The sequence below is a fragment of the Arthrobacter sp. lap29 genome (assembly GCF_032458965.1).
Classification (GTDB): Bacteria; Actinomycetota; Actinomycetes; order Actinomycetales; family Micrococcaceae; genus Specibacter; species Specibacter psychrochitiniphilus.
Map to the genome: position 1 here is coordinate 69320 of NZ_JAUCEK010000001.1, position 21881 is coordinate 91200.

The window sequence follows — 21881 nt, forward strand, 5'->3', positions numbered from 1 at the left end:
TGGGATCGCAAAAGGGCCGGAGCTTTCAGCCGGTGGGCGGCGTTGGCAGACGCCTGCTGCGGCGCGGCGGGGGTGGGGGAACCTCCTTGGCGAGCTGGACGTCGTGGTACATGATGGTGACGGAACCGGAACGGGTCAGAAGGGTGGCGCTGAGGCCATCACGGGAGCTCAGCTCGCCCAAGGCGTCGGTCAATCCGCCCTCAATCCGGTAACGAACCACTATGCGGGTGCCCAAAGGAAGCTGGGCGAGTCTCTCAAGTGCAGTGTTCACCTCTTCATACTAGGTCTCGCTAAGATGCGAGGGCGGCAGCGGTAGGGGATAATGGGAGTGCCGGTGGCGATTTGTGCCGGATTAGGACTTGTGAGGAAGGTTGGGGCCGTGACATACGTAATTGCGCAGCCGTGCGTTGATGTCAAAGACAAGGCATGTGTTGAGGAGTGCCCGGTTGACTGCATCTACGAAGGTGAACGCTCGCTCTATATCCACCCCGACGAGTGTGTTGACTGTGGCGCCTGTGAACCGGTGTGCCCCGTAGAGGCTATTTACTACGAGGATGACACCCCTGATGAGTGGGCCGAATACTACAAGGCCAACGTTGAATTCTTTGATGTTCTGGGGTCCCCGGGCGGTGCGGCAAAGATCGGTAACACGCACACCGATCACCCCATCATCGCGGCTCTTCCGCCGCAAAACCAGGATTAGTCGCTTAGACGCCTAACAGCTCCCCTCTGAGCGCGAACCACAACCTGTGAACAGCAAGGACACCGTGAATCACAAGCCCTTTGGCCTCCAGCTTGCCGACTACCCGTGGGATGCGCTTGCCCCCTACCTTCAGACGGCCGCCAAGCACCCCGACGGGCTCGTCAACTTGTCTATTGGGACCCCGGTGGATCCCACCCCGGCACTGATTCAGCAAGCCCTCGCGGCTGCCGCAGATGCCCCGGGTTACCCCACAACGCATGGCACCCCGGCTCTGCGCGAAGCCATTGTGGAGTGGTTTGCGCGGCGTCGGAACGTTCCCGGGCTTTCCCCGGAGGATGTTATGCCCACCGTGGGGTCCAAGGAGATGGTGGCCTGGCTGCCGTTGTTGCTGGGCTTGGGTGCCGGAGATGTGGTGGTGCGGCCCACAGTCGCCTACCCCACCTATGACATGGGCGCTGTTTTTGCCGGGGCCACGAGTGTTGCTGCGGACTCCCTTGACGAGCTCGACGCCGAGACCCTCGCCAGGGTGCGTTTGGTCTGGGTCAACTCCCCGGGTAATCCCACGGGAATTGTCCGTGGCGTTGCCGAACTCGCGGCGTTGGTGGCAGCGGCACGTGAGGTTGGCGCCGTCGTAGCTTCAGATGAATGCTATGGCGAGCTGGGATGGGGGCCTTGGGACGAAGAAAACGGCGGCGAAGCTGTTCCCAGTGTGCTTGATACGCGCGTTTGCGGCGGATCGCATGAGAATCTCTTGGCCGTTTACTCGCTGAGCAAGCAATCAAATGTTGCTGGCTACCGCGCGGCTTTCGTTGCTGGAGACAGTGCCATCATGGCCAATCTGGTCAACAGCCGCAAACATGCAGGCATGATTGTGCCAATGCCCGTGCAAGAGGCCATGCGTGTGGCTCTTGCCGATGAGCAGCATGTGCGCTTGCAGAAGGCGCTCTACCGGCGGCGGCGTGAGGCCTTGGTGGGTGCGCTGGAAGCCTTTGGGCTCACCATCCACCATTCCGAAGCCGGGCTGTACCTGTGGTGCACGGCGGGGGAGGACACCTGGAGCACCATCGGCCGCCTAGCCGAGTTGGGTATTGTTGCCGGACCGGGCACTTTTTATGGCGAAGCCGGGCACGGTTTTATCCGGGTAGCACTGACAGGAAGCGATGAGCGCATTGCGGCCGCCGTGACGCGGCTCAGTGCGAAATAGCCCACTTTTGGCGTATATTCCACACAAAATGCGCTCTGGATTAGTGTTGAAGGCACATAAAGCGGTAGTTTCATAGGTAGCCGTCCAGGCCACCGCACGCTTATGTTGCCAAGAATTATTGGGGATTTTTCGGTCCGGTGCGAGAATGCATCGCGGACGGAGAATTTTTAGAACTATTGAATGCCTTTTTCAAGGCCACCTCATGAAGGGGATTCCATGACTGATTCCACGAGCGCATCCCTGCGCTATGACGGCGGAGAGCTTGATCTTCCGGTCCTTGAAGCTGTCGAAGGTAACGCCGGATATGACGTTTCCAAGCTCCTGAAGACCACCGGGAACGTCACCTACGATCCCGGCTTCGTCAACACGGCCGCCACCTCCTCGGCCATCACCTTCATTGATGGTGACAAGGGCATTCTGCGGTACCGCGGTTACCCCATCGAAGAACTTGCCGAGCACTCCAGCTTTCTGGAAGTTTCCTACCTGCTCATTTACGGCAACCTGCCCACCCCGGCAGAGCTGGACGCGTTCGATCAGCGCATCCGCCGCCACACCATGCTCAACGAAGACCTCAAGGGTTTCTTCAACGGCTTCCCGCGCGACGCGCACCCCATGCCGGTGCTCTCTTCCGCCGTCTCGGCACTGTCCACCTTCTACCAGGATTCGTTGGACCCGTTCGACGACGAGCAGGTTGAGATGGCTACCATCCGCCTCATGGCCAAGATGCCCGTCATCGCCGCCTACGCGCACAAGAAGTCCATCGGCCAGCCCATGCTGTATCCGGATAACTCCATGAACCTGGTGGAGAACTACCTGCGCTTGTGCTTCGGTGTTCCCACAGAGCATTACGAGATGGACCCCGTAGTAGTCAAGGCTCTGGACCTGCTGCTGATCCTGCATGCAGATCACGAACAGAACTGCTCCACCTCCACGGTACGCATGGTGGGCAGCGCCAACGCCAACATGTTTGCCTCGGTCTCCGCAGGCATCAACGCACTCTTTGGCCCGCTGCACGGCGGCGCCAACGAGGCAGTGCTGAACATGCTCCGCCAGATCCAGGAGAGCGGCGAGCCCGTTGAGAAGTTCGTTGAGCGCGTCAAGAACAAAGAAGACGGTGTCAAGCTCATGGGCTTTGGACACCGCGTCTACAAGAACTACGATCCCCGCGCCAAGATCGTCAAGGCCACGGCCCACGAAATCCTGGAGAAGCTCGGCGGCAATGACGAGCTCCTCGAGATCGCCATGCGCCTAGAAGAGGTTGCCCTGACGGATGAATACTTCGTCTCCCGCAAGCTCTACCCGAACGTGGACTTCTACACCGGCCTGATCTACAAGGCCATGGGCTTCCCCGAGAAGATGTTCACGGTGCTGTTCGCCATTGGGCGCCTGCCGGGCTGGATTGCCCAGTGGCGCGAGATGATGAAGGACCCGGAGACGAAGATTGGCCGCCCACGCCAGTTGTACACAGGCGAACCGGAACGCATGTACCCCTCGCGGTGAAACCACAATAGTTAAGTATGGCTGCGGTGGGAGGCTTTCCCTTGGGGAGGGCCTCCCACCGTTTTCTCATGTATTACCTGCGACGAAAGCAAATAATATGAAAATGTCTACCCTGTTGCTGCACACGTTTTCCATGGCTTTCCCCATTGTTGTTGTGGTCCTGGGCGTCATGGTGCTGATTGGCAAGAGCGTGTTCCTGCCCTGGTTTATTGGCTCGCTTATCATCATGATCGTGCTGTTGGTGTTGCTGCGCCGGGACAAGAAGAAAGCCGGGGCAGCCGGCAAGTAGCAGCCCCGGCTCCCTTGCACTGCGTATATGTGAGACATCTGTGCTAAAACAGTAGAGTGCCGAAAATTGTAGATGCGGATGACCGCCGTGAACTTGTTGCAGATGCCGTCTTCAGGGTTATGCAGGAGCGGGGGATGGCACAAGCCTCGCTACGTAACGTGGCGGCTGAGGCCGGTTTGGCGTTGGGGTCCGTGCGGCATTATTTTGAGAACCAAGCGGAATTGATGGAGTTTGCTTTTCGGGTCAATTCCGAGCGAATTCACCTGCGCGCCCTTGATAAGTTGGTGGAGCTGGAGGAAACGGAACTGCCCACGGAGCCTGCGGACTTGCTCGAGAAATGTGCAGGCGTTTTGGAAGAGCTTTTGCCTCTTGATGCCGCAAGCAGTGCTGACGCTGTGGTACATATGGAATTTTTGCTTGACGCCCGCACCAACAGCCTGCTCTTTGATGCGGCTCAGGACGATTACCGGGCCACCGGCGCGGTGGTGGGACGGGTAGTGCTGCAATTGCTGGAAAACCCCTTGGCTGTGCCGGGGCTGGTTCCCGTGGATGAGGCGGAACGTCTCATGGGATTGTTGGACGGGCTGAGCCTGCGGATGGTTCTACAACCCGCATGGGCGCCACCAGCACAGGGTCAGAGCACCTTGCGCCGCCACCTGCTCTCCTTGCTCGTTTCCTAATATGTGCCACAAATGCCCGTATGCGGGACACCATGTAGTTAGTTGAGTGTGTCTGGGGTCTGCAGACCGGGCAATTTCCCTAACTATGGCGTGGCCAAGCGAGTAGTCTTGAATATGGGATTGTTGCACCTCCCATGCAACGGTTGGAGGAGATTGCCATGCATCACACCGGTGGCCCAGGGTGGCGGATTACCATGGATACCTGCACCCCCATGCTCATGGCCTTGTACTTCCGTGATGTGGCTGGCCTGTTGGGTGCGGGAACACCCTCACTGTCCCAAGTGGCTCCGGCCGTACGGTCAGCGGACCATTCCCTCTTGATCTCCGGGGTAGGCGGTGACGATGCTTTGCGGGGCCAATGGGAGTATTGGTGGAGCCAGCTGCTGCAGGCGATACCTGACCATGCACCAAGCCTGAGCCCCCCGGATTTTCCGGAGCTTGCCGGTATGCCCGCACTGCAACGTGTGGCCCATGCCCACTTTGGCTCAGCCGTAAGCTGGTCCAGGGAACAAGCTCAAGTGTATTCAAGCATGGCCGCTCAGCGCGAGACCATGGGCGCGCACAAGATCCTGGCAGATCTGGTGCAGAACAGGGAAATGGAACTGGGACGCAGCTCCAGAGACTTCACCTTGATCATTGTGGAAGTTCCGCTGGCTGAGCCGCGGGCCTGGTTCATTGAACCCAACAGGTTGATCATGAGCTCGCATCTGCTCGACGATCCGGATAATTTCCGCAGCTACGTGCAACCGGTGGTGAATCTGCTGGTGTGAGGAAGCTCCGGCTCGGGGCAGGAGCCCGCCACGCTAGTTCAGGTGCAAGCTTTCATTCAGGGCCACTGTGGTGCCGTGGCGAGGAAGTACCTCCACGCCGCCTGAGCTGGAGTTGCGGCGGAAAAGCAGGTTGGGTACACCGGAGAGTTCACTGGCCTTGACTATCACGGACGTGTCCTTGTCATTACTACCGCTGTCATTCTTGGTACTGGCATCCTTGGTGCCCATGACCCTAACCCGGGTTCCGGCGGTAACGTACAGACCCGCCTCCACCACGGAGTCATCCCCGATGCTGATGCCCACACCTGCATTGGCGCCGAGCAGAACGCGTTCGCCCAGAACCACCCGTTGCACTCCGCCACCGGAGAGGGTGCCCATGATGGAGGCACCACCACCAACATCTGTGCCGTTGCCCACCACAACGCCGGCTGAGATGCGGCCTTCCACCATGGAGGCGCCTAGTGTTCCGGCGTTGAAATTCACAAAGCCCTCATGCATCACAGTGGTGCCCGCAGCCAGATAAGCGCCCAGACGGACCCTATCTGCGTCTCCTATTCGCACGCCTGTTGGGATCACGTAATCCACCATGCGGGGGAATTTGTCCACCGAGAAGACGGTGACTGCACCGCGCCGGCGAAGCCTGGCCCGGGTCATTTCAAAACCATCCACGGCGGCCGGGCCAAAGTTGGTCCACACCACATTGTTGAGTTTGCCGAAGATGCCGTCCAGGTTGATGCTGTTCGGGGTGATAAGCCTGTGTGAGAGCAGATGCAGGCGCAGGTAGGCGTCAGGTGCATCGACTGGTTCGGCGTCGAGGTTGATTTGGACGAAGACCACGCTCTGGTGCACGCCCCTGTCCTGATCCGTGCCCAGCTCGGCTAGGGCGCACAGCTCCGGACTCGCTTCGGGAGTGCTGCCCAGCGCCTCGGTGGCCAAGCCCAGCGCGGGGTCTGGGAACCATACATCGAGCACAGCCCCCGCATCAGTGATCGTGGCAAGGCCAAAGCCATGGGCGGAACGGTCGGGCAGGGCAGCTGATTCGGTCATGGCCTTAGTTTATCGGCAACTTTGCCACTGAACTTTACTACTCAACCGTGAACGTGATGGAGTGCCAGCCGGTGGAACCATCGGGCTCCGGCGGTGCCTGCTTCTCAATTTGCATCTCGCCGGCGCCGTTGTAGGCACGTACTTGTACCTTGTGAGTTCCGGATGTAGCGCCTTCCCAGTAGTAAGACCATTGGCGCCAGGTGTCTATTGAGGCTTCATCAGCCAATGTTGCAAGCTGCCAGCCATTGTTGTCCACTTGGACTTCAACCTTGGAGATGCCGGATTGCTGGGCCCAGGCGCTGCCGCCGATCGCGACCTTTCCGGCCGGCACACGGGCCAACGCACGGGGAACTTCCACCCGGGAAGCGGTCTTAATAGGCCCATGCGAGGACCAGCCGCGGGAGGTCCAATATCCTGACATTTGTTCGAAGGTGGTGACTTCAAGGTCAACCACCCACTTGGTTGCGGAGACAAATCCATACAACCCCGGAACCACCATGCGGACAGGGAAACCGTGGTCCACTGGCAGCGGTTCACCATTCATGCCCACAGCCAGCAAAGCCTCACGGTCGTCCTGCAAAGCGGGAAGGGGAGTGGAGGCGCTGAAACCGTCAATGCTCGTTGACAAGACCATGTCAGCCCCATCCTTGGGCTTCGCACGGGCCATGACCTCCCGCAACGGGTAGCCAAGCCACTTAGCATTTCCGGCCAAATTTCCACCAACAATATTGGAAACACAGGTCAAAGTAACGTATGACTCCACAAGATCTTGCGCCAGGAGCTCATCAAAGGTCATGGTGAATTCGTTTTCAACCATGCCGTGCACACGCAATGACCAGCTGGTGGGGTCAACATCCGGCGGCACCAAAGCAGTGTCGATACGGTAGAAATCCTTATTGGCAGTGACGAAGGGGGTAACTCCCTCTACGGGTGCCTGAACGCCAGCGGGCAGAGCGGCCGCCTTGCTCTTCGCGGAGGGCAGCTTCAAGGCTTCGCGGAAAGCTACGGTGGTGTTGCGTGCGCTGGTCAGCGCCCTGCCACCCAGGCCAACTACAACGGCCACACCCGCCAGTGCAGCGGAACGGACCAAGAATGCGCGCCTGCTGGTTCCGGTGTTTAGATCACTCTGGCCCTCTTCTTCAGTCTCTGCAGAGGTGCCCTGGCGTGTGGAAATAGCGCGTATGAGCAAACGCAGTGCCCAGAGTCCGGCTGCGGTGCCCAGAACCAAGGGTATAAGATCCAAAATATCTGCGCCGGCTCGTGAAATCACGCACAATCCCATGACGACGGCGAAAGCCACCACCGCAGAAGCGCCTGCCATGATGTTCTTGCGGGCCAACAAACCTGCCACAGCAGCCAAAATTACTGCGCCGATGACCAGGGAGATCAAGAGGACCAATTTGTCATTGGTTCCAAAAGTTGCAATGGCAAAGTTCTTCATCCAGGCCGGAGTGAAGTCAATAAATGTGGCTCCCACGGACGTCAGTGGGGAAGCTGCCGGCCCAAAGAATCCCGAGAAGAGTTCTGCCACTCCGAAGAGAAGTCCTGCTGAAACCACACCTGCTAACGATGCGAAAAATCTGCCTTGCCAGTCAGTTTTTCTGGCGGAATTGCCCTGCTTAGCCATCAGAGGCTCCTTAAAACGGTTGCTTGGCTACCGCAGTCTCTGACGGTAGGTGTACTTAGTGGTACTTCGGAGCCAAGCCGCCGTCGGATTGCTGCCGCGACGGCATTTATTCAGAGAATAAACCCGTTAGAGTGACTGCACTACCACCGGTGTGGTGGTCGGGGTGGGGGAACCTCCGGTGGGCTCAACGGTGATGCCAACATGTGTGGCACCGCCCATAGGGCCCTGAAGGATCGCCATGGCCGGCACTGTGGGAGTGTCATTTACCATGGTCCCGGCAGGCACTGCACCTGCAGCCGAGATGAACCACATCTCATAAACTTTATCTGTGGGCAGTGGGGGCAGGCTCTGGACCATCACGGCTGCTTTGTTAGCCTTGACCGAGGAAGCTACCGTTACCGATCCGCCGTCGGACAAGCTGGTGGTGGCGATCTTGGCATCGGCGGAACCCACTATGGCCAACATGGCGTCCTGCTGCTCCTGGGAAGCCTCTTGCTGCTTTTGGAGGGCAACAATTTTCGCTGCCATAGCTTCTTGATTACTCGATTGGCCGGCAACCCAGCCGCCCACACCAACACCACCGAAAATAAGCAGTGCTGCTGCGGCGCTCAGAGTCGGAACCCAGCGGGTACGCCGCGCGTCGGCCGTTTTTGCGGGGTGCCGTGTATCCCGGTCACCCGTTCCTGAATGAGAACCCTTGGCAGAGTTAATATCTCGGACCACTGACGTGGCCGGGAGCTGGCGGGTATTGCGAATAGCCGCCATAAGATCCGCCTTCAAGGCGGGAGGAGGAGTTTCTTCATCTGTACCATAGGCCAGAAGGGAAGCTGTTGCGCTGAGTGAGCGAACTTCTTCCAGGGTCTGAGAATCTGTTAAGGCGTAGCGCTCAAAGTCTTGGCGTTCACCCTCGTCCAGAGCATTGAGGGCATAAGAGCCTGTCAGGAGGTGCAGTTGCTGTTCCATCATGCCACTCCCAATCTGTCTCGAAGCCTGATCATGCCGTCACGAATCCTTGTTTTAACAGTCCCTACCGGGATTTTGAGAAAGTCAGCTACCTCTTGGTGTGTGTATCCACCGTAGTAGGCCAACCTGATTGCTTCCTGTTGCGGTGCTGTCAAGGTTTCCAGAGCTTTATTGACACGTTCGGCTTCCAACCGTGTTTCCACGGTGTCAGCAACGTCGTCATAGCTTTCTTGGAATTCCTTGATGCCTTGGCGTAGGTCCCGGTCGCTGCTGGCTTGGCTAGCCCGGACCTTATCCACTGCCTTGCGGTGCGCAATGACGAGAATCCAAGAGATGGCCTTGCCGCGGTCTGCGTCATACCGGGAAGCCTGGGTCCAAATGTCGATAAAGACTTCTTGGGTGACTTCCTGGCTTTGTGCTGGGTCTCTCACAACACGGCGCACCAGACCGAAAACTCGGGGTGCTACGGCGTCGTAGAGTTCGGCGAAGGCCGCCTCGTCGCCTAGGGCGACGAGGCGGATGAGGTCCTCATGGGTTGGCGGTGCCAGAGTGTCCACGGATCGTAGCCAAGGTATACGCATTGCCTCTACCTTGTCACGATCTGTGGCCATAGCCCTGTACCCTTCTCCGCGTGTTTGAGAAATTCAGTGATGTGCCCTATTACTTCTTAGCCGGGGGCATCAGGACTGTATCGATCAGGTAAACGGTTGCGTTGGCTGTCTTGACACCGCCACAGATGACCTTGGCGCCGTTGACCATCAGGTCATCTCCGCTGCCGGTAACTTTCAGGGTGCTGCCTTCAGCTGTGGTGTGCTCGCCGTCGATCTTGCTGGGGGCCAGCTGGCCGGGAACCACGTGGTAGGTCAAGATGGACGTCAGGGCCGCAGAATCGGTCTTCAGTCCGTCAATGGTTGCTGCCGGGATCTTGGCGAAGGCGTCATCAACGGGTGCGAAGACGGTGAACTCACCGGAGTCAAGCGTGCTAACCAGGTTTACGTCCGGGTTCAGCTTGCCGGAGACAGCGGCCGTGAGGGTCTTCAGCAGCGGGTTGTTTGAAGCTGCAGTGGTAACCGGGTCAGCAGCCATGCCGGCAACGGAGCCTGCACCGGTGGGAACGGATGCGGCGTAGGCGGCGCAGCCGGGGCCTACCAGATCGCTGGCCATGGCTTCTGTTGTTGCCATGGGAGCCTCGCTGGCCATGGGTGCTTCTGAGGCCATGGGAGCTTCTGAGCTCGGGGTGGCTGTGGTGGATCCGCTGCAGGCGGTCAAACCCATTGCTGCGATTGCCAAGATGCCAAGACCCATGCTCAGGCTCTTACGGTTTCCAAACTTCAAGGTGCTGTTCATGATGATTCTCCGTAGTGTGAAAGCGGAAGGATTCCGTTTTGCTGTCCGTTCCGTTGCCGTTTTGCTTAGCTCCGTTGCGGTCTGTCAGGAAGTACTTCGGAGCCGCGGCAAACATGGATTGGAAAGAAGTTGAGAAATATTTTTCTGTTGCTTTGACGCCGGTAAACTGGGCCCATGAGCACCCCGCGAAGTCAGGCAACCACCCCGTCGAGTACCACTACAGTCCTTGATTTGAAGGGTGACGTGGCTGCCTTGACAGCTGCCCTGATGAATATTGAAAGCGTCTCCGGACATGAGAAAACGCTCGCTGATGCAGTGGAAGCAGCGTTGCGTCTTCTCCCACATCTGAGCATTACACGCAACGGTGACGCCATTGTTGCCCGCACAGAATTGGGCTTGGCTGAACGGATCATTTTAGCGGGGCACTTAGATACCGTGCCGCTGCCCACGGCGACGGGTTCACGTGGAACCGTGCCAAGTTCGTGGGACGGTGAGGTGCTGTACGGGCGCGGTGCCACCGATATGAAGGGGGGAGTGGCGGTGCAGTTGGCGTTGGCCGCAAGGCTAAGCGCCCCCAGCAAGGATCTAACCTTTATTTTCTACGACCATGAGGAAGTTGCTGCTGCCAAGAGTGGCTTGGGACGGCTGGTGCTAGAAAACCGTGAACTGTTGAACGCGGATTTTGGCATACTACTCGAGCCTACTAACGGGACCGTGGAGGGTGGTTGCAACGGCACCATCCGCTTTGAGGCAACCACACGCGGACTTGCGGCCCATTCGGCCAGGGCCTGGATGGGGGAGAACGCAATCCACGCTGCGGCACCCATTCTGGCACGCCTGGCAGCTTATGAGCCGGCCACGGTTAACGTTGACGGGTTGGATTACCGCGAATCCATGAACGCCGTGAAAATTCATGGCGGAACAGCCGGGAACGTCATCCCTGATGGGTGCGTGGTGGAGATCAACTACAGATTTGCCCCGGATAAGACCCCAGCGCAGGCGCAGGCACACGTGCGTGAACTGCTGGGCGGCTTTGAGCTGGTGTGCACGGACTCCTCCGCGGGGGCCCGGCCCGGTCTAAATGCTCCGGCCGCGGCCTCGTTTGTGGCGGCGGTGGGCCGGGAACCTCTGCCCAAGTACGGGTGGACGGATGTGGCCCGGCTGAGCGAGATGGGGATCCCGGCCGTCAATTTTGGCCCCGGTGACGCGCTGCTGGCCCACTCAGATAACGAACATGTACACGCTGAGGCCATTCGCGAGTGTTTGGCCGCACTTACCCGCTGGCTCTCGTGAATACCCGTGTCATTGAGGTGGACATGCCGTCATAGGCCTTATAGCGACGCTTAGCTGGGGCGGACTTCCATCATGCGCCGCATTGACGGCTACTCTGTGAAGCAAAAGGTGGGGTGGAGGGCAAAGCAAAGTGCCGGTGCCGTTCTTTACAAAGAACGGCACCGGCACTTGCGTTTGGTTCGAGCTAGCCGGCGATGCCGACCTTGGCCTTGATAACTTTCACACGGGAGGACATCTTGAATTCCACGAACTTTGCCACGCCCGAAAGGATCAGGCACAAGCCCACGTAGATGACTGCAGCTACCATGAGCGCCGGGACCACGGGGGAACCGTACTGTCCCTGGGAACCGAGGAAGTTCGCATAGTAGAGGATCTCGTTGTAGGTGATCAGGAAACCGAGTGCGGTGTCCTTCATGATCACCACCAGCTGGGCGATGATGACCGGCAGCATGGCACGGACGGCCTGGGGCAGCAGGATGGTGCGCAGCACCTGCCCATTGGAGAGTCCAATGGCAAGCCCCGCCTCGCGCTGGCCCTTGGGCAGCGACTCAATGCCGGCACGGAACACCTCGGCCAGGACCGAGCCGTTGTACAGGATCAAGCCCACCACGACGGCAATGAAGGGTGTGATGCCCTTGACGCCGGCGGAGGGGAGGCCGTAGTACATGATCATCATCAGGATCAGCAGCGGCACGGCACGGAACACTTCCGTGAACCAGTAGCACGGCAGGCTAAGCCACTTGCTCTCGGCAAGCCGGCCGAAGGCGAGGATGATGCCCAGCACTAGGGAGCCCACAGCACCAACGGCGAAGGCTTTCAGCGTGGCGCCGATGACAGTCAGGAACATTTCCTGGACACGCGGGAACGTGAAGATTTCCCACTTCTGGGCCGTGAACTGCCCCGATTGGTAGAACCTGAACAAGACGAAGGCAATGATGCCAAGCACCACAATGAGCGTGGCGATATTCAGATAGACGTTGCGTGTGCGGGCCTTAGGGCCGGGAACGTCAAAAAGCACGGAACTCATCGTGCCACCTTCCACTTCTTCTCAAGGTAGCGTTGCAGCGGTGTCAGGATGCCCAGCACCAGCAACACAAAGATCAAGGCAACCCAGAGCAGGCCGGGCAGCAGCGGCTCGCCGCGTTCGCTCAGGGTGGCGCGGATGGCACCGGCCTCAGCAACTGAGAAGCCGGCAGCAACCGTCGTGTTCTTCAACAGTGCAATGAACACGCTGAACAGCGGCGGCACCACGGAGCGGAACGCCTGCGGCAGCACGATCAATGTCAAGGTCTTCATGAATGGCAAGCCAATGGCGCGGGCGGCTTCCGATTGTCCCACAGAGACGGTGTTGATACCTGAGCGGATGGCCTCGGAAACATAGGTGGCCGTGTAGAGCGAGAGGCCAATAATGGCTGCAGTCACGAAATCGACATGGGGCAGCCCAAGCCGGGGATAGCCCAAGGCAAAGAACGCCAAGATCAGTGTCAACGGCGTGTTGCGGACCGCGTTGACATAAAGAGTTCCCGCTGCACGCATGGCCGGGGCGGGTGAAACACGCATGCCGGCCACAATGGTGCCCAGAATGAGGGCGAAAAATGCGGAAATGACAAACAAGACACCCGTGGTCTTGAAGCCGTCGATGAACAGTTGGCTGTTGTCAATAAGTACATTCACAGGGCAGCGTCGCTTTCAGTGAATTGGATGGAGGGCGAACCGGCTGCGGTGCCGTGGCAAAAGCCAAGGCACCGCAACCGTGAACGAGGAGTTTTTAGTACTGGTCGACCTTGGGCTGTTCAACCTTGGTGCCCGACTTGCCCAGAGTTGCATCGAAGATCTTGGTCCAGGTGGCGTTGCCATCCGTCAGGGTCGTGTTCAAGAAGGTACGCAGTGCGGTGTCACCCAGGGGCAGGCCGATGCCATAGTTCTCCGTGGTGAACGGCTCGCCCACAACCTTCAGGTTGTCGGGGTCCTGCGAGGCGAAGCCCAAAAGGATGGCCTGGTCGGTAGTGACTGCATCAACCGTGCCGGCCTTGAGCGCATCTACACACTTGGAGTAGATGTCGAACTCGGTGGTCTTCACCCCCGGGAAGTTTTCCTTGATGTTTTGGATCGGGGTGGAGCCGGTGGCGGAGCAAACGTTCTTGCCCGCCAGGTCCTTCTCGCTCTTGATGGTGTCGTTGGACTTCTGCACCAGCAGGCCCTGGCCCGTAACGAAGTACGGTCCGGCGAAGTCAACAAGCTTCTTGCGCTTGTCCGTGATGGAGTACGTGCCCACGTAGAGGTCCACGTCGCCGTTGGCCAGTGCGGACTCGCGGTTGGCTGAGGGGATGGCCTTGTATTCGATCTTGTCGGCTGCGACACCGAGTGAGGCTGCCATCCAACGAGCAATCTCAATATCGAAACCGCTGCGTTCACCGGTGGCGGCATCGAGGAAGCCCAGGCCGGGCTGATCTTCCTTCACACCGATGCGGATGGCACCTGAGGACTTGATTTTATCGAACGTGGGGCTGCCGGTCAGGGCAACGTCCTTAGCCACGTCAAAGCTCAGGCCAGCAGCGTCTTTGCCGCCGCCGTCAGTGCTGCCACCGCCGCTGGTGTCCCCGCCACAGCCTGTCATGGCCAGGGCTGCTGCGGTGAGGAGGGCCGCTACGCTGAGGCTCTTCCGTGAGAGAAATTTTTTCAAGAGATTTCCTTTCATAAACGGCCAATATTGGCCGGGAACAAACTGGCTCGTCGAGCCAAAAATAGTGAGGGTTAGTTACCCGTTAGTGAGGATCTTGGACAAGAAGTCCTTGGCTCTGGCCGTCTGCGGATTGGTGAAGAACTCCTCAGGGCTAGCTTCTTCCACAATCTGCCCGTCAGCCATGAAGATGACCCTGTCCGCCGCTTTGCGGGCAAAACCCATCTCATGGGTGACAACCACCATGGTCATTCCTTCTTTAGCCAGTTCAACCATGACGTCCAGAACTTCATTGATCATCTCTGGATCGAGTGCGCTGGTGGGCTCATCAAAAAGCATGACCTTGGGCTTCATCGCCAAAGCCCGGGCGATCGCAACGCGCTGCTGCTGTCCACCGGAGAGCTGAGCGGGAAGCTTGGCTGACTGATGTCCCACACCGACACGTTCGAGCAAGCTCAAGGCGAGCTTCTCGGCGTCGGCCTTGGACATGCCCTTGACCTTGATGGGTCCCAGCGTCACATTTTCCAGAATGGTTTTGTGGGCAAAGAGGTTGAATGACTGAAACACCATACCCACATCGGCGCGAAGGTTGGCCAGTGCCTTACCTTCCTTGGGCAGTTCCTTGCCATCAATGGTGATGGAACCGGTGTCAATGGTTTCGAGCCTGTTGATGGTGCGGCAAAGCGTGGACTTGCCTGATCCAGAAGGCCCCAGAACAACGAGAACCTCACCCTTGGCTACTTGCAGATTAATATTCTGCAGCACGTGGAGGGTGCTGTAATGCTTATTTACATCCTTGAGTTCCACGAGCGCAGGAGCATGTACGGGATTTGTCATGCCTTCAATCTATCTATTTTCTGGGGACAGGGGCGTGAATTCCCCCACATCGGCACTGATCGTAACGGTAACGAGATAATATCTCCACGCTCACACCCCATTCCGCTGGGACTAGTAGCCTTGGGGGCATGAGTGCACCTACAGGATCCAGCCGCCCCATCCGCTCCGAACTGCGACGATTTGGAATCTGGCGCAAGAACGGCGCCGGTCTCGACACCGCCGATGCGCGCCTGTTGGAAACCCCGCACAGCAGCGACTTCACCCACACCGACCCCTGGCGGGTTATGCGTATCCAAAGTGAATTCGTTCAGGGTTTTGACGCCCTGGCAGAGATTGGCCCCGCCATCAGCGTGTTTGGCTCGGCCCGCACCAAGCCGGATTCGCCCTACTACGCCGCCGGTGTTGACGTGGGCAGGCTTTTGGTTGAAGCCGGAGTGGCAGTCATCACCGGTGGCGGGCCCGGTTCCATGGAGGCAGCGAACCGTGGTGCAAGCGAGGCCGGTGGATTATCCATTGGGTTGGGGATAGAGCTTCCCTTTGAACAAGGCATGAACGAGTGGGTTGGACTGGGCGTTGATTTCCGTTATTTCTTCGCCCGGAAAACCATGTTTGTGAAGTACGCACAGGGCTTCATTGTGCTCCCTGGCGGTCTTGGTACCCTCGATGAATTATTTGAAGCCATGGTTCTTGTGCAGACCAGCAAGGTCAGTCAATTCCCCATAGTGCTGCTGGGCAAAACCTTCTGGAGCCCGCTCATGGACTGGGTCCGGGACGTCATGGTGGAACAGGGCCTGGTCTCGGCCGGGGACCTGGATATTGTTCAGCTTGTTGACACGGCTGAGGAAGCCGTACAGCGAGTCATGGAAGGTAAGGCCGGAACTAGGGTAGCCGCCAAGGGCTGAAACGGAGCCTTGCTGCAGGGCTGATGCTGGCGTGGATCCTTCTCTTACCCCGCGCCAGCGCGTCGCAGCGAGGGGAAACTCGAGTCTGGACATGTTGCTCAATTCCCGCTGTGCATCTGGCACCATGGTCTAGTGACCTATTTCTTGATCTTTCTAGCCGTGGTTGTGGCTGCTGTTGCCGGACTTTACCTTGTGGGCTTGAAGAAGCCCCAGACTGAGAATGCCGTTTATGACGACGTCTTGGCAACACCGGTAGCGAACCTGCCACCAGTGCTGCTCCCCGGCGAGCCTGCTCCGGCTGATGTTGATAAATTGCGGTTCTCCCTAGGGTTGCGCGGTTACCGCATGGATCAAGTGGACGAGGTCCTGGACAGGCTGCGTGACGAACTGGCTGCGAAGGATCTGCGCATTGCAGAGTTAGTAGCCGGCACACCGGACACTGGTGCTGCTGCGGAGCTGGACGCGCCTGTGGCCAGTACCCATGCTGGTTCTCCGGCACCTGCGCACACCGAGTCCGCTTCCTGAGGTGGACGCAGTGGTTGGCAGCGACGGCAGGGCCCGCTGTGCTTGGGGCGGAATGGAGCGCGATGAACAGTATCAGCGCTATCATGACACCGAATGGGCGCGTCCGGTTTCCGGGGATCCAGCGTCCGTGGAACGCGAACTCTTTGAGCGATTGAGCCTTGAGGCTTTCCAATCGGGCCTTAGCTGGTTGACGATCTTGCGTAAGCGCGAATCATTCAGGGAAGCATTTGCGAACTTTGACCCGCATAGTGTGGCGAGTTTTGATGAAACCGATTTTGAACGGCTCATGAATGACGCCGGCATTGTGCGCAACAGACTCAAGATCAATGCCACCATATCCAATGCCAAGGCATTGCTGGCTTTGCCCGAAGGCATCACTCTCGCCTCACTCTTGGCGCAGAATGCACCTCAAACCCGCAGAGCCGCAGACGAGCCCATCCCAGCGCAAACACCACAATCACAGCAACTGGCCAAGGCCCTGAAAAAGCTCGACTTCTCATTTGTGGGCCCAACTACGGCCTACGCCATGATGCAGGCAGTGGGTGTGGTCAATGACCACCAGCCCGGTTGCTGGCTGGCGGCCGGGGCTACAATTCATGACCATGAATGAGGTGGCATCCGGGGCGTCACCAACGCTGCCAGTAAAACCGTCACCGGGTCCAGCAATCAATGATGAGCTGTATGCCCTGCTCCGCCGCTTCTTGGCGCCGCTTAGGCGGGCTCCCTGGTGGATCAAGGTAACGCTGATCTATGCCGCTACCAGGGTGTTGGCTTACGCAATTTTTCTGGGCGCCGCATGGCACGCTGAGGCGTCTCCTTGGGGTGGCCGGCAACCCGATTACCTGACCTTCATCAACAGGTGGGATGCCGGGTGGTACGAGCGAATTTTCGACGGCGGCTATCCCACCACCATTCCACGCAACGACGACGGTACGGCGCAGCCCAACCAATGGGCGTTCTACCCAGTCTTCCCCATGCTGGCTCGCGGTTTGAGTGCGGTGACGGGGTTGGAATGGGCGGGCGCCGGGGCCATTGTGGCCACCGTGGCAGGGTTGGCTGCTGCATTGATGATGTACCTGCTGTTTAGGAATTTCGCATTGCACGGGACAGCGCTGTGGGGTGTGGCCTTCTTCGCCGCCTTCCCTGTTTCTGCCATCCTGCAGGTTCCTTATGCCGAGTCCCTGGGCATCTTCTTCTTGGCGGCTGCCCTCCACCTGCTCATCAACAAAAAGTACGTTGCGGCGATCCCCCTGGTGATTCTGCTGTGTCTGTCCCGACCAGCAGGGGTGCCCTTTGCCGCCGTCGTTGCTATCCATGTGGGACTGCGCTGGTGGCATCGGAAAGATCGCCCTTTCCCTGGCAGTGAGATGGTCAGCGGGTTAGTGCTCTTGGTGGTTAGCGCAGTCATGGCGTTCGCCTGGATGCTCACCGCGTGGTGGGTGACGGGGGAGCGCACCGCCTACACCGACACGGAGACGGCATGGCGCGGCTCGGCGCTGGTTCTGTTCAAGCCGTGGTTCGACGCTGGTGTGGACCTTGTGGGTCCGCTCTGGGGGCCGGTGCTGCCGGTGTTGCTGGTAATTCTTGCCTTCCTCTACCTGAATTCGCGTGCCGTGCGCCGCATTGGCCTGGAGCTGCAGATTTGGTGTGGCATGTACCTGCTGTATCTGATGGCTGTCTTGCACCCGCAGTCGAGCACGTTCCGGATGCTGCTGCCGCTGTTTCCGCTGGCCCTTGCTGCGGCATTCATTTCTAGCTCGCGTGCCTACCGGTGGAGTGTGCTGGTCATGTTCAGCATCTTGGAAATTGTGTGGGTTGTTTGGCTGTGGCAATTCTCCGCGATCAGCACCGGAGCGGCCTGGCCGCCCTAAGGAAGAATGTCACGATTGTCACCGGCTGAGGCAACGATTAGCACCCGGGTACTGAAATACGGAATAATAGTTTGTGAGCGATACAACATCGACGCTTGGCAGGGGAAAGCTCTGCGGATGCGGTTTTGTACTACGAAAAGGGGAACTCCTGATGGCAGCCATGAAACCTAGAACCGGGGACGGTCCAATGGAAGTGACTAAAGAAGGTCGGAGCTTGATCCTGCGACTGCCGTTAGAAGGCGGTGGACGTCTCGTAGTGGAGATGAACGCAGATGAGGCTGTTAGCCTCAAAGAGTGCTTGGTAGGCGTGACGGAGTAATTCCAACACAAGATTTAGCAGGCGGGGCAGCGAACATGCTGCCCCGCCTGATCTGTTTAAACGCCCAACGGGCAACAAAAACGTTGCTTAGCGTTTGACGGCCAAGAGCAGGCCGTCGCCTGTTGGCAACATGGCCGAGATCAGGGAATCGTGCTCGCGGATCAGCTTGCCCACTTGGCGCAGCACCACAGTGCTGCTTTCGCGGATGGCTGGATCGGAAACCCGATCCTTGTCCAGGGCATCGTTGATGATCAGCAGCCCGCCGGACTTCAGGAGCCGGATGGCTTGTTCTACATAGTCAGGGAAGCTGGGCTTGTCGGCGTCAATGAAAACCAGGTCGTAGGCCGCGTCGGTCAAACGCGGCAGCACGTCCTGGCCGCGTCCTGAAATGGTGCGTGTGCGGTTGGCGGGGGAACCGGATTCGGTGAACGCCTCACGCGCGGCCTTGAGATGGTCCACATCCGGATCGATCGTGGTCAGCACAGCTTTGGGCCCGAGCCCACGCAGCAGGGCTACACCTGAAACGCCTGCGCCGGTTCCGATTTCCACAGCAGTCTGGGCCTTGGACGTTGCCGCGAGGACGGTCAGCACGGCAGCCACTCCAGGGCTCACAGGGAACAAGCCCAGATCATGCGAGCGCTCGCGGGCGCGTCGCAGAACAGCATCTTCCACGGGTAGGCCCTCTGTATAGGACCAGCTGGTGGATTTATCGGCACTCATGGGCAGTGTTTCCTAAACTGTTGCGGTGACTGCTCTATAGCCTACTGCCTGCGCACTCAGGTACATCAACGTCATCACCCAGCAAAACGCCAGCTTTCTTTGGCACACTATTGACACTATAAGGAAATCTTCCTTTGCTCCCTCCGAGGGGAGCAGCAACAGCCAAAGACGTGAGGTGCAGCTATGACAACAGCCACCCCGTTGGCCGGCCGCCCTGCAGAAGGCGCCCCGGACCAACTCGCTGTGAGCGCCGGCTGGATGCCGCCGTCGTGGGATGAAGTAGTGGCCAACCACTCCGGGAAAGTCTTCCGGCTCGCGTACCGTCTGACAGGGAACAAGTTCGACGCCGAAGATCTCACCCAGGAGGTCTTTGTGCGCGTGTTCAAGTCACTGGCTAACTTTAAGCCTGGCACCCTGGACGGCTGGCTGCACCGCATCACCACCAACTTGTTCCTGGATCAGGCCCGCCGGAAGCAACGCATCCGTTTTGATGCGCTCTCGGAGGATGCCACGGCCCGCTTGGCAGGGAACGATCCCGGGCCGGAACGCACCTTTGAGTTCAACAATCTGGACCTGGACATTGCCGCCGCACTGGAGGCGTTGCCGCCTGACTTCCGGGCCGCCGTTGTGCTCTGTGACATGGAAGGCCTCTCCTATGACGAGGTGGCGCACGCGTTGAACATCAAGCTGGGTACCGTTCGCTCGCGTATCCACAGGGGAAGGGCCATGTTGCGCGAATCTCTCGCGGACCGGGCACCGAACCGGCGTGAGGATCTGCGCCCAGCGCGTAAGCCGATGCTGTCGATGCCGAGGATTTCTGGCGCACGCTAGAATCATCTGGACGGCGTCCGCCATCACTGGTGCAGAGAACAAGTACGCAAACTTTCAAGCGTTACCGCTAGGAATCGTTGCTTTGAGTACTGAGAGGGTAATCTTCCTAACGTGTTTGGTATCAATACCCCTGAGCTGGTCCTGATTGTCATTGTGGCAGTTTTGGTGATCGGTCCCTCCCGGCTTCCTGGATATGTGGAAAAGCTGAAGAACCTCATCCGTGAGGTGCGCAAGATGGCTTCCGGCGCGCGCGAAACCATCAAGGAAGAAGCCGGGGTTGATATTGACGATATCGACTGGAAGAAGCTCGATCCGCGCCAGTACGATCCCCGCCGCATCATCCGCGAAGCGCTCATTGATGACGAGGATCTGGACACACTAAAATCGCTCAAGACGGCTCCTGGTGCGGCTATTGCCAGCATGATGGGCAAGGACTCCGCTGAGTCGAATAAAACAACCGACGCCGGACCCGCGTTGCCCGAGGTGGAACGCCTCCCTGCCGGGCAGATGGCCCCTTACGACACTGAAGCGACCTAAACCAGCCACCAATTCTCAACGCTATCCCACCAATGGCCTGATTTTGACGTACGCTATCCCACACCGTGGGATAGCGTACGTCAAAATGGCACCATTGGTGGGATAGCGTTATTTGGGAGTGACGCCTAACTGGCGCCCCACCAGTCCGCGGGGGCGAACAGCCAGCTTTCCCGCTATGGCCAAAAGTGCCGCGGCCGCTGGTGATTCCGGGTTGGACAAGACGATCGGCAGACCCGCATCGCCGCCCTCACGCAAGGAAACATCCAACGGGATCTGCCCCAACAGTTCCACCGGCGCATTCACAGTTTGACTCAACCGTTTGGAGAGAATTTCTCCGCCACCGGAGCCAAACAACTCCATGGTGCTGCCGTCCGGGAGCGTCAAAAATGACATGTTCTCAATGACGCCAGCCACTTTCTGGCCTGTCTGCACAGCAATGGCGCCGGCACGTTCGGCCACATCTGCGGCTGCTGCCTGAGGAGTGGTGACCACCAGGATCTCCGCCTTAGGCAATAGTTGCGCCACCGAAATGGCTACATCTCCCGTGCCGGGCGGCAGATCCAGGAGCAGGATGTCCAGATCACCAAAGTAGACATCGGCCAGGAACTGCTCCAGCGCCCTGTGCAACATGGGTCCGCGCCAGGCAACGGGCTGGTTGCCTGCCACAAACATGCCAATGGAAATCGTTTTCACTCCATGGGCCACGGGCGGCAAGATCATTTCATCGACCCGGGTGGGGGCCTGTGTGATGCCCATTAGCCCGGGCACGGAGAAACCGTAAATATCCGCATCGACAATGCCCACGCGCAATCCCTGGGCCGCTAGTGCGCAGGCCAAATTCACGGTGATCGATGACTTGCCCACCCCGCCCTTGCCGCTGGCTACCGCATAGACCCTGGTGAGGGAATCTTCTGCGTTGAAGGGGATGCCGCGCTCCGGGGTGCTGCCCTTGAGCCGTTCCTTGAGCTCGGCGCGCTGTTCGGGGGTCATCACAGAAAGTTCCACGCGGACATCAGTGACGCCGTGGAGCTGTGACAGGGCCGCTGTGACATCCGCAGTGATGGTTTCACGCAAGGGACACCCCGCAATGGTGAGCCGAATGCCGGCCGTAACCGCGCCGTTCTCGAACGCTTCAACGGAGGCAACCATCCCCAAGTCGGTGATGGGGCGGCGCAGTTCCGGATCAATGACAGTTGCCAGCGCGGCGAGGAGAGCGGATTCGGACGGGGCGGTCAT

At 58.8% G+C, this 21881-nt stretch carries 26 protein-coding genes; 14 read left to right on the forward strand and 12 right to left on the reverse strand.

What is annotated here, in order from left to right:
• Positions 1-25: 25 nt before the first annotated feature.
• Positions 26-271 (reverse strand): hypothetical protein, encoded by a 246-nt coding sequence (locus RY113_RS00285; RefSeq protein WP_315912889.1) that lies wholly within the window; start codon positions 269-271, stop codon positions 26-28.
• Positions 272-379: 108 nt separating this feature from the next.
• On the opposite strand from RY113_RS00285, the gene fdxA reads away from it, so the two are divergent.
• From fdxA to RY113_RS00315, 6 genes are all read left to right on the forward strand, one after another.
• The gene (gene fdxA, locus RY113_RS00290) at positions 380-703 is read left to right on the forward strand and encodes a ferredoxin (RefSeq protein WP_110107230.1); all 324 of its coding nucleotides are present in this window, start codon (positions 380-382) and stop codon (positions 701-703) included.
• Positions 704-767: 64 nt separating this feature from the next.
• Entirely contained in the window at positions 768-1907 is a 1140-nt protein-coding gene (gene dapC, locus RY113_RS00295; protein WP_315912890.1) for a succinyldiaminopimelate transaminase, read from the forward strand.
• A gap of 216 nt (positions 1908-2123) precedes the next feature.
• The gene (locus RY113_RS00300; protein ID WP_110107228.1) at positions 2124-3407 is read left to right on the forward strand and encodes a citrate synthase; all 1284 of its coding nucleotides are present in this window, start codon (positions 2124-2126) and stop codon (positions 3405-3407) included.
• 103 nt (positions 3408-3510) lie between these two features.
• The gene (locus RY113_RS00305) at positions 3511-3696 is read left to right on the forward strand and encodes a hypothetical protein (protein WP_110107227.1); all 186 of its coding nucleotides are present in this window, start codon (positions 3511-3513) and stop codon (positions 3694-3696) included.
• A 56-nt stretch (positions 3697-3752) separates the two neighbouring features.
• On the forward strand, positions 3753-4376 hold the full coding sequence (locus RY113_RS00310) for a TetR family transcriptional regulator C-terminal domain-containing protein (RefSeq protein ID WP_315912891.1): 624 nt from the start codon (positions 3753-3755) through the stop codon (positions 4374-4376).
• A 158-nt stretch (positions 4377-4534) separates the two neighbouring features.
• The gene (locus RY113_RS00315; protein ID WP_110107286.1) at positions 4535-5146 is read left to right on the forward strand and encodes a hypothetical protein; all 612 of its coding nucleotides are present in this window, start codon (positions 4535-4537) and stop codon (positions 5144-5146) included.
• Positions 5147-5179: 33 nt separating this feature from the next.
• Here the strand turns inward: RY113_RS00315 and dapD are convergent, their stop codons facing one another.
• From dapD to RY113_RS00340, 5 genes are all read right to left on the reverse strand, one after another.
• Positions 5180-6193, reverse strand: a complete 1014-nt coding sequence (gene dapD, locus RY113_RS00320) for a 2,3,4,5-tetrahydropyridine-2,6-dicarboxylate N-succinyltransferase (RefSeq protein ID WP_110107225.1) — start codon at positions 6191-6193, stop codon at positions 5180-5182.
• Positions 6194-6230: 37 nt separating this feature from the next.
• The gene (locus tag RY113_RS00325) at positions 6231-7820 is read right to left on the reverse strand and encodes a molybdopterin-dependent oxidoreductase (RefSeq protein WP_315912892.1); all 1590 of its coding nucleotides are present in this window, start codon (positions 7818-7820) and stop codon (positions 6231-6233) included.
• Between the two features lie 126 nt (positions 7821-7946).
• Positions 7947-8786 (reverse strand): anti-sigma factor, encoded by an 840-nt coding sequence (locus RY113_RS00330; RefSeq protein ID WP_315912893.1) that lies wholly within the window; start codon positions 8784-8786, stop codon positions 7947-7949.
• Complete coding sequence (gene sigK / locus RY113_RS00335; protein ID WP_315913323.1) at positions 8783-9364, reverse strand: ECF RNA polymerase sigma factor SigK; 582 nt, start codon at positions 9362-9364, stop codon at positions 8783-8785. Before sigK ends, RY113_RS00330 begins: the two co-directional genes overlap by 4 nt.
• A 79-nt stretch (positions 9365-9443) precedes the next feature.
• The gene (locus RY113_RS00340) at positions 9444-10130 is read right to left on the reverse strand and encodes a fasciclin domain-containing protein (RefSeq protein ID WP_396334180.1); all 687 of its coding nucleotides are present in this window, start codon (positions 10128-10130) and stop codon (positions 9444-9446) included.
• Between the two features lie 174 nt (positions 10131-10304).
• On the opposite strand from RY113_RS00340, the gene dapE reads away from it, so the two are divergent.
• Positions 10305-11423: a succinyl-diaminopimelate desuccinylase gene (dapE, locus tag RY113_RS00345; RefSeq protein ID WP_110107222.1), complete on the forward strand. Its 1119-nt coding sequence runs from the start codon at positions 10305-10307 to the stop codon at positions 11421-11423.
• 184 nt (positions 11424-11607) lie between these two features.
• Here the strand turns inward: dapE and RY113_RS00350 are convergent, their stop codons facing one another.
• The 4 genes from RY113_RS00350 to RY113_RS00365 form a co-directional block, all read right to left on the reverse strand.
• The gene (locus RY113_RS00350) at positions 11608-12450 is read right to left on the reverse strand and encodes an amino acid ABC transporter permease (RefSeq protein ID WP_315912894.1); all 843 of its coding nucleotides are present in this window, start codon (positions 12448-12450) and stop codon (positions 11608-11610) included.
• The gene (locus tag RY113_RS00355) at positions 12447-13097 is read right to left on the reverse strand and encodes an amino acid ABC transporter permease (RefSeq protein ID WP_315912895.1); all 651 of its coding nucleotides are present in this window, start codon (positions 13095-13097) and stop codon (positions 12447-12449) included. The genes RY113_RS00350 and RY113_RS00355 overlap by 4 nt, the downstream gene beginning before the upstream one ends.
• Positions 13098-13191: 94 nt before the next feature.
• Positions 13192-14121 (reverse strand): glutamate ABC transporter substrate-binding protein, encoded by a 930-nt coding sequence (locus tag RY113_RS00360; protein ID WP_396334181.1) that lies wholly within the window; start codon positions 14119-14121, stop codon positions 13192-13194.
• Between the two features lie 60 nt (positions 14122-14181).
• Positions 14182-14940 carry an amino acid ABC transporter ATP-binding protein gene (locus RY113_RS00365; protein ID WP_110107219.1) on the reverse strand — a complete coding sequence of 253 codons (759 nt, stop codon included), beginning with the start codon at positions 14938-14940 and terminating at the stop codon, positions 14182-14184.
• A 128-nt stretch (positions 14941-15068) separates the two neighbouring features.
• On the opposite strand from RY113_RS00365, the gene RY113_RS00370 reads away from it, so the two are divergent.
• The 5 genes from RY113_RS00370 to RY113_RS00390 all read left to right on the forward strand — a co-directional run bounded on the left by RY113_RS00370 (position 15069) and on the right by RY113_RS00390 (position 18557).
• A complete protein-coding gene (locus RY113_RS00370; protein ID WP_110107218.1) occupies positions 15069-15842 on the forward strand; it encodes a TIGR00730 family Rossman fold protein in 774 nt (257 codons plus the stop codon).
• Positions 15843-15974: 132 nt separating this feature from the next.
• Positions 15975-16367, forward strand: a complete 393-nt coding sequence (locus RY113_RS00375) for a DivIVA domain-containing protein (protein ID WP_315912896.1) — start codon at positions 15975-15977, stop codon at positions 16365-16367.
• Entirely contained in the window at positions 16324-16977 is a 654-nt protein-coding gene (locus RY113_RS00380) for a DNA-3-methyladenine glycosylase I (protein ID WP_315912897.1), read from the forward strand. Before RY113_RS00375 ends, RY113_RS00380 begins: the two co-directional genes overlap by 44 nt.
• The gene (locus RY113_RS00385; RefSeq protein WP_315912898.1) at positions 16970-18238 is read left to right on the forward strand and encodes a hypothetical protein; all 1269 of its coding nucleotides are present in this window, start codon (positions 16970-16972) and stop codon (positions 18236-18238) included. The genes RY113_RS00380 and RY113_RS00385 overlap by 8 nt, the downstream gene beginning before the upstream one ends.
• 151 nt (positions 18239-18389) lie before the next feature.
• A complete protein-coding gene (locus tag RY113_RS00390) occupies positions 18390-18557 on the forward strand; it encodes a DUF3117 domain-containing protein (protein ID WP_082000207.1) in 168 nt (55 codons plus the stop codon).
• Between the two features lie 87 nt (positions 18558-18644).
• On the opposite strand, the gene RY113_RS00395 is transcribed toward RY113_RS00390, so the two are convergent.
• Positions 18645-19277: an O-methyltransferase gene (locus RY113_RS00395; RefSeq protein WP_110107215.1), complete on the reverse strand. Its 633-nt coding sequence runs from the start codon at positions 19275-19277 to the stop codon at positions 18645-18647.
• Positions 19278-19460: 183 nt separating this feature from the next.
• Here RY113_RS00395 and sigE point away from each other — a divergent pair, with 183 nt between their 5' ends.
• Both sigE and RY113_RS00405 read left to right on the forward strand, forming a co-directional pair.
• The gene (gene sigE, locus RY113_RS00400) at positions 19461-20108 is read left to right on the forward strand and encodes an RNA polymerase sigma factor SigE (protein ID WP_315912901.1); all 648 of its coding nucleotides are present in this window, start codon (positions 19461-19463) and stop codon (positions 20106-20108) included.
• A 111-nt stretch (positions 20109-20219) separates the two neighbouring features.
• On the forward strand, positions 20220-20645 hold the full coding sequence (locus tag RY113_RS00405) for a twin-arginine translocase TatA/TatE family subunit (protein ID WP_110107213.1): 426 nt from the start codon (positions 20220-20222) through the stop codon (positions 20643-20645).
• A 108-nt stretch (positions 20646-20753) separates the two neighbouring features.
• Here RY113_RS00405 and RY113_RS00410 read toward each other — a convergent pair whose 3' ends face one another.
• Complete coding sequence (locus RY113_RS00410) at positions 20754-21881, reverse strand: P-loop NTPase (RefSeq protein ID WP_315912902.1); 1128 nt, start codon at positions 21879-21881, stop codon at positions 20754-20756.

Bases quoted from the DNA above. Each gene is read 5' to 3' on its own strand.
- RY113_RS00315 (WP_110107286.1), top strand. From the start codon at position 4,535: ATGCATCACACCGGTGGCCCAGGGTGGCGGATTACCATGGATACCTGC.
- RY113_RS00325 (WP_315912892.1), bottom strand. From the start codon at position 7,820: ATGGCTAAGCAGGGCAATTCCGCCAGAAAAACTGACTGGCAAGGCAGA.
- RY113_RS00340 (WP_396334180.1), bottom strand. From the start codon at position 10,130: ATGAACAGCACCTTGAAGTTTGGAAACCGTAAGAGCCTGAGCATGGGT.
- RY113_RS00305 (WP_110107227.1), top strand. From the start codon at position 3,511: ATGTCTACCCTGTTGCTGCACACGTTTTCCATGGCTTTCCCCATTGTT.
- RY113_RS00365 (WP_110107219.1), bottom strand. From the start codon at position 14,940: ATGACAAATCCCGTACATGCTCCTGCGCTCGTGGAACTCAAGGATGTA.
- RY113_RS00300 (WP_110107228.1), top strand. From the start codon at position 2,124: ATGACTGATTCCACGAGCGCATCCCTGCGCTATGACGGCGGAGAGCTT.
- dapD (WP_110107225.1), bottom strand. From the start codon at position 6,193: ATGACCGAATCAGCTGCCCTGCCCGACCGTTCCGCCCATGGCTTTGGC.
- RY113_RS00350 (WP_315912894.1), bottom strand. From the start codon at position 12,450: ATGAGTTCCGTGCTTTTTGACGTTCCCGGCCCTAAGGCCCGCACACGC.
- dapE (WP_110107222.1), top strand. From the start codon at position 10,305: ATGAGCACCCCGCGAAGTCAGGCAACCACCCCGTCGAGTACCACTACA.
- sigE (WP_315912901.1), top strand. From the start codon at position 19,461: ATGACAACAGCCACCCCGTTGGCCGGCCGCCCTGCAGAAGGCGCCCCG.
- RY113_RS00330 (WP_315912893.1), bottom strand. From the start codon at position 8,786: ATGATGGAACAGCAACTGCACCTCCTGACAGGCTCTTATGCCCTCAAT.
- RY113_RS00395 (WP_110107215.1), bottom strand. From the start codon at position 19,277: ATGAGTGCCGATAAATCCACCAGCTGGTCCTATACAGAGGGCCTACCC.
- sigK (WP_315913323.1), bottom strand. From the start codon at position 9,364: ATGCGTATACCTTGGCTACGATCCGTGGACACTCTGGCACCGCCAACC.
- RY113_RS00390 (WP_082000207.1), top strand. From the start codon at position 18,390: ATGGCAGCCATGAAACCTAGAACCGGGGACGGTCCAATGGAAGTGACT.
- RY113_RS00370 (WP_110107218.1), top strand. From the start codon at position 15,069: ATGAGTGCACCTACAGGATCCAGCCGCCCCATCCGCTCCGAACTGCGA.
- RY113_RS00360 (WP_396334181.1), bottom strand. From the start codon at position 14,121: ATGAAAGGAAATCTCTTGAAAAAATTTCTCTCACGGAAGAGCCTCAGC.
- RY113_RS00380 (WP_315912897.1), top strand. From the start codon at position 16,324: ATGCTGGTTCTCCGGCACCTGCGCACACCGAGTCCGCTTCCTGAGGTG.
- RY113_RS00385 (WP_315912898.1), top strand. From the start codon at position 16,970: ATGAATGAGGTGGCATCCGGGGCGTCACCAACGCTGCCAGTAAAACCG.
- RY113_RS00410 (WP_315912902.1), bottom strand. From the start codon at position 21,881: ATGACCGCCCCGTCCGAATCCGCTCTCCTCGCCGCGCTGGCAACTGTC.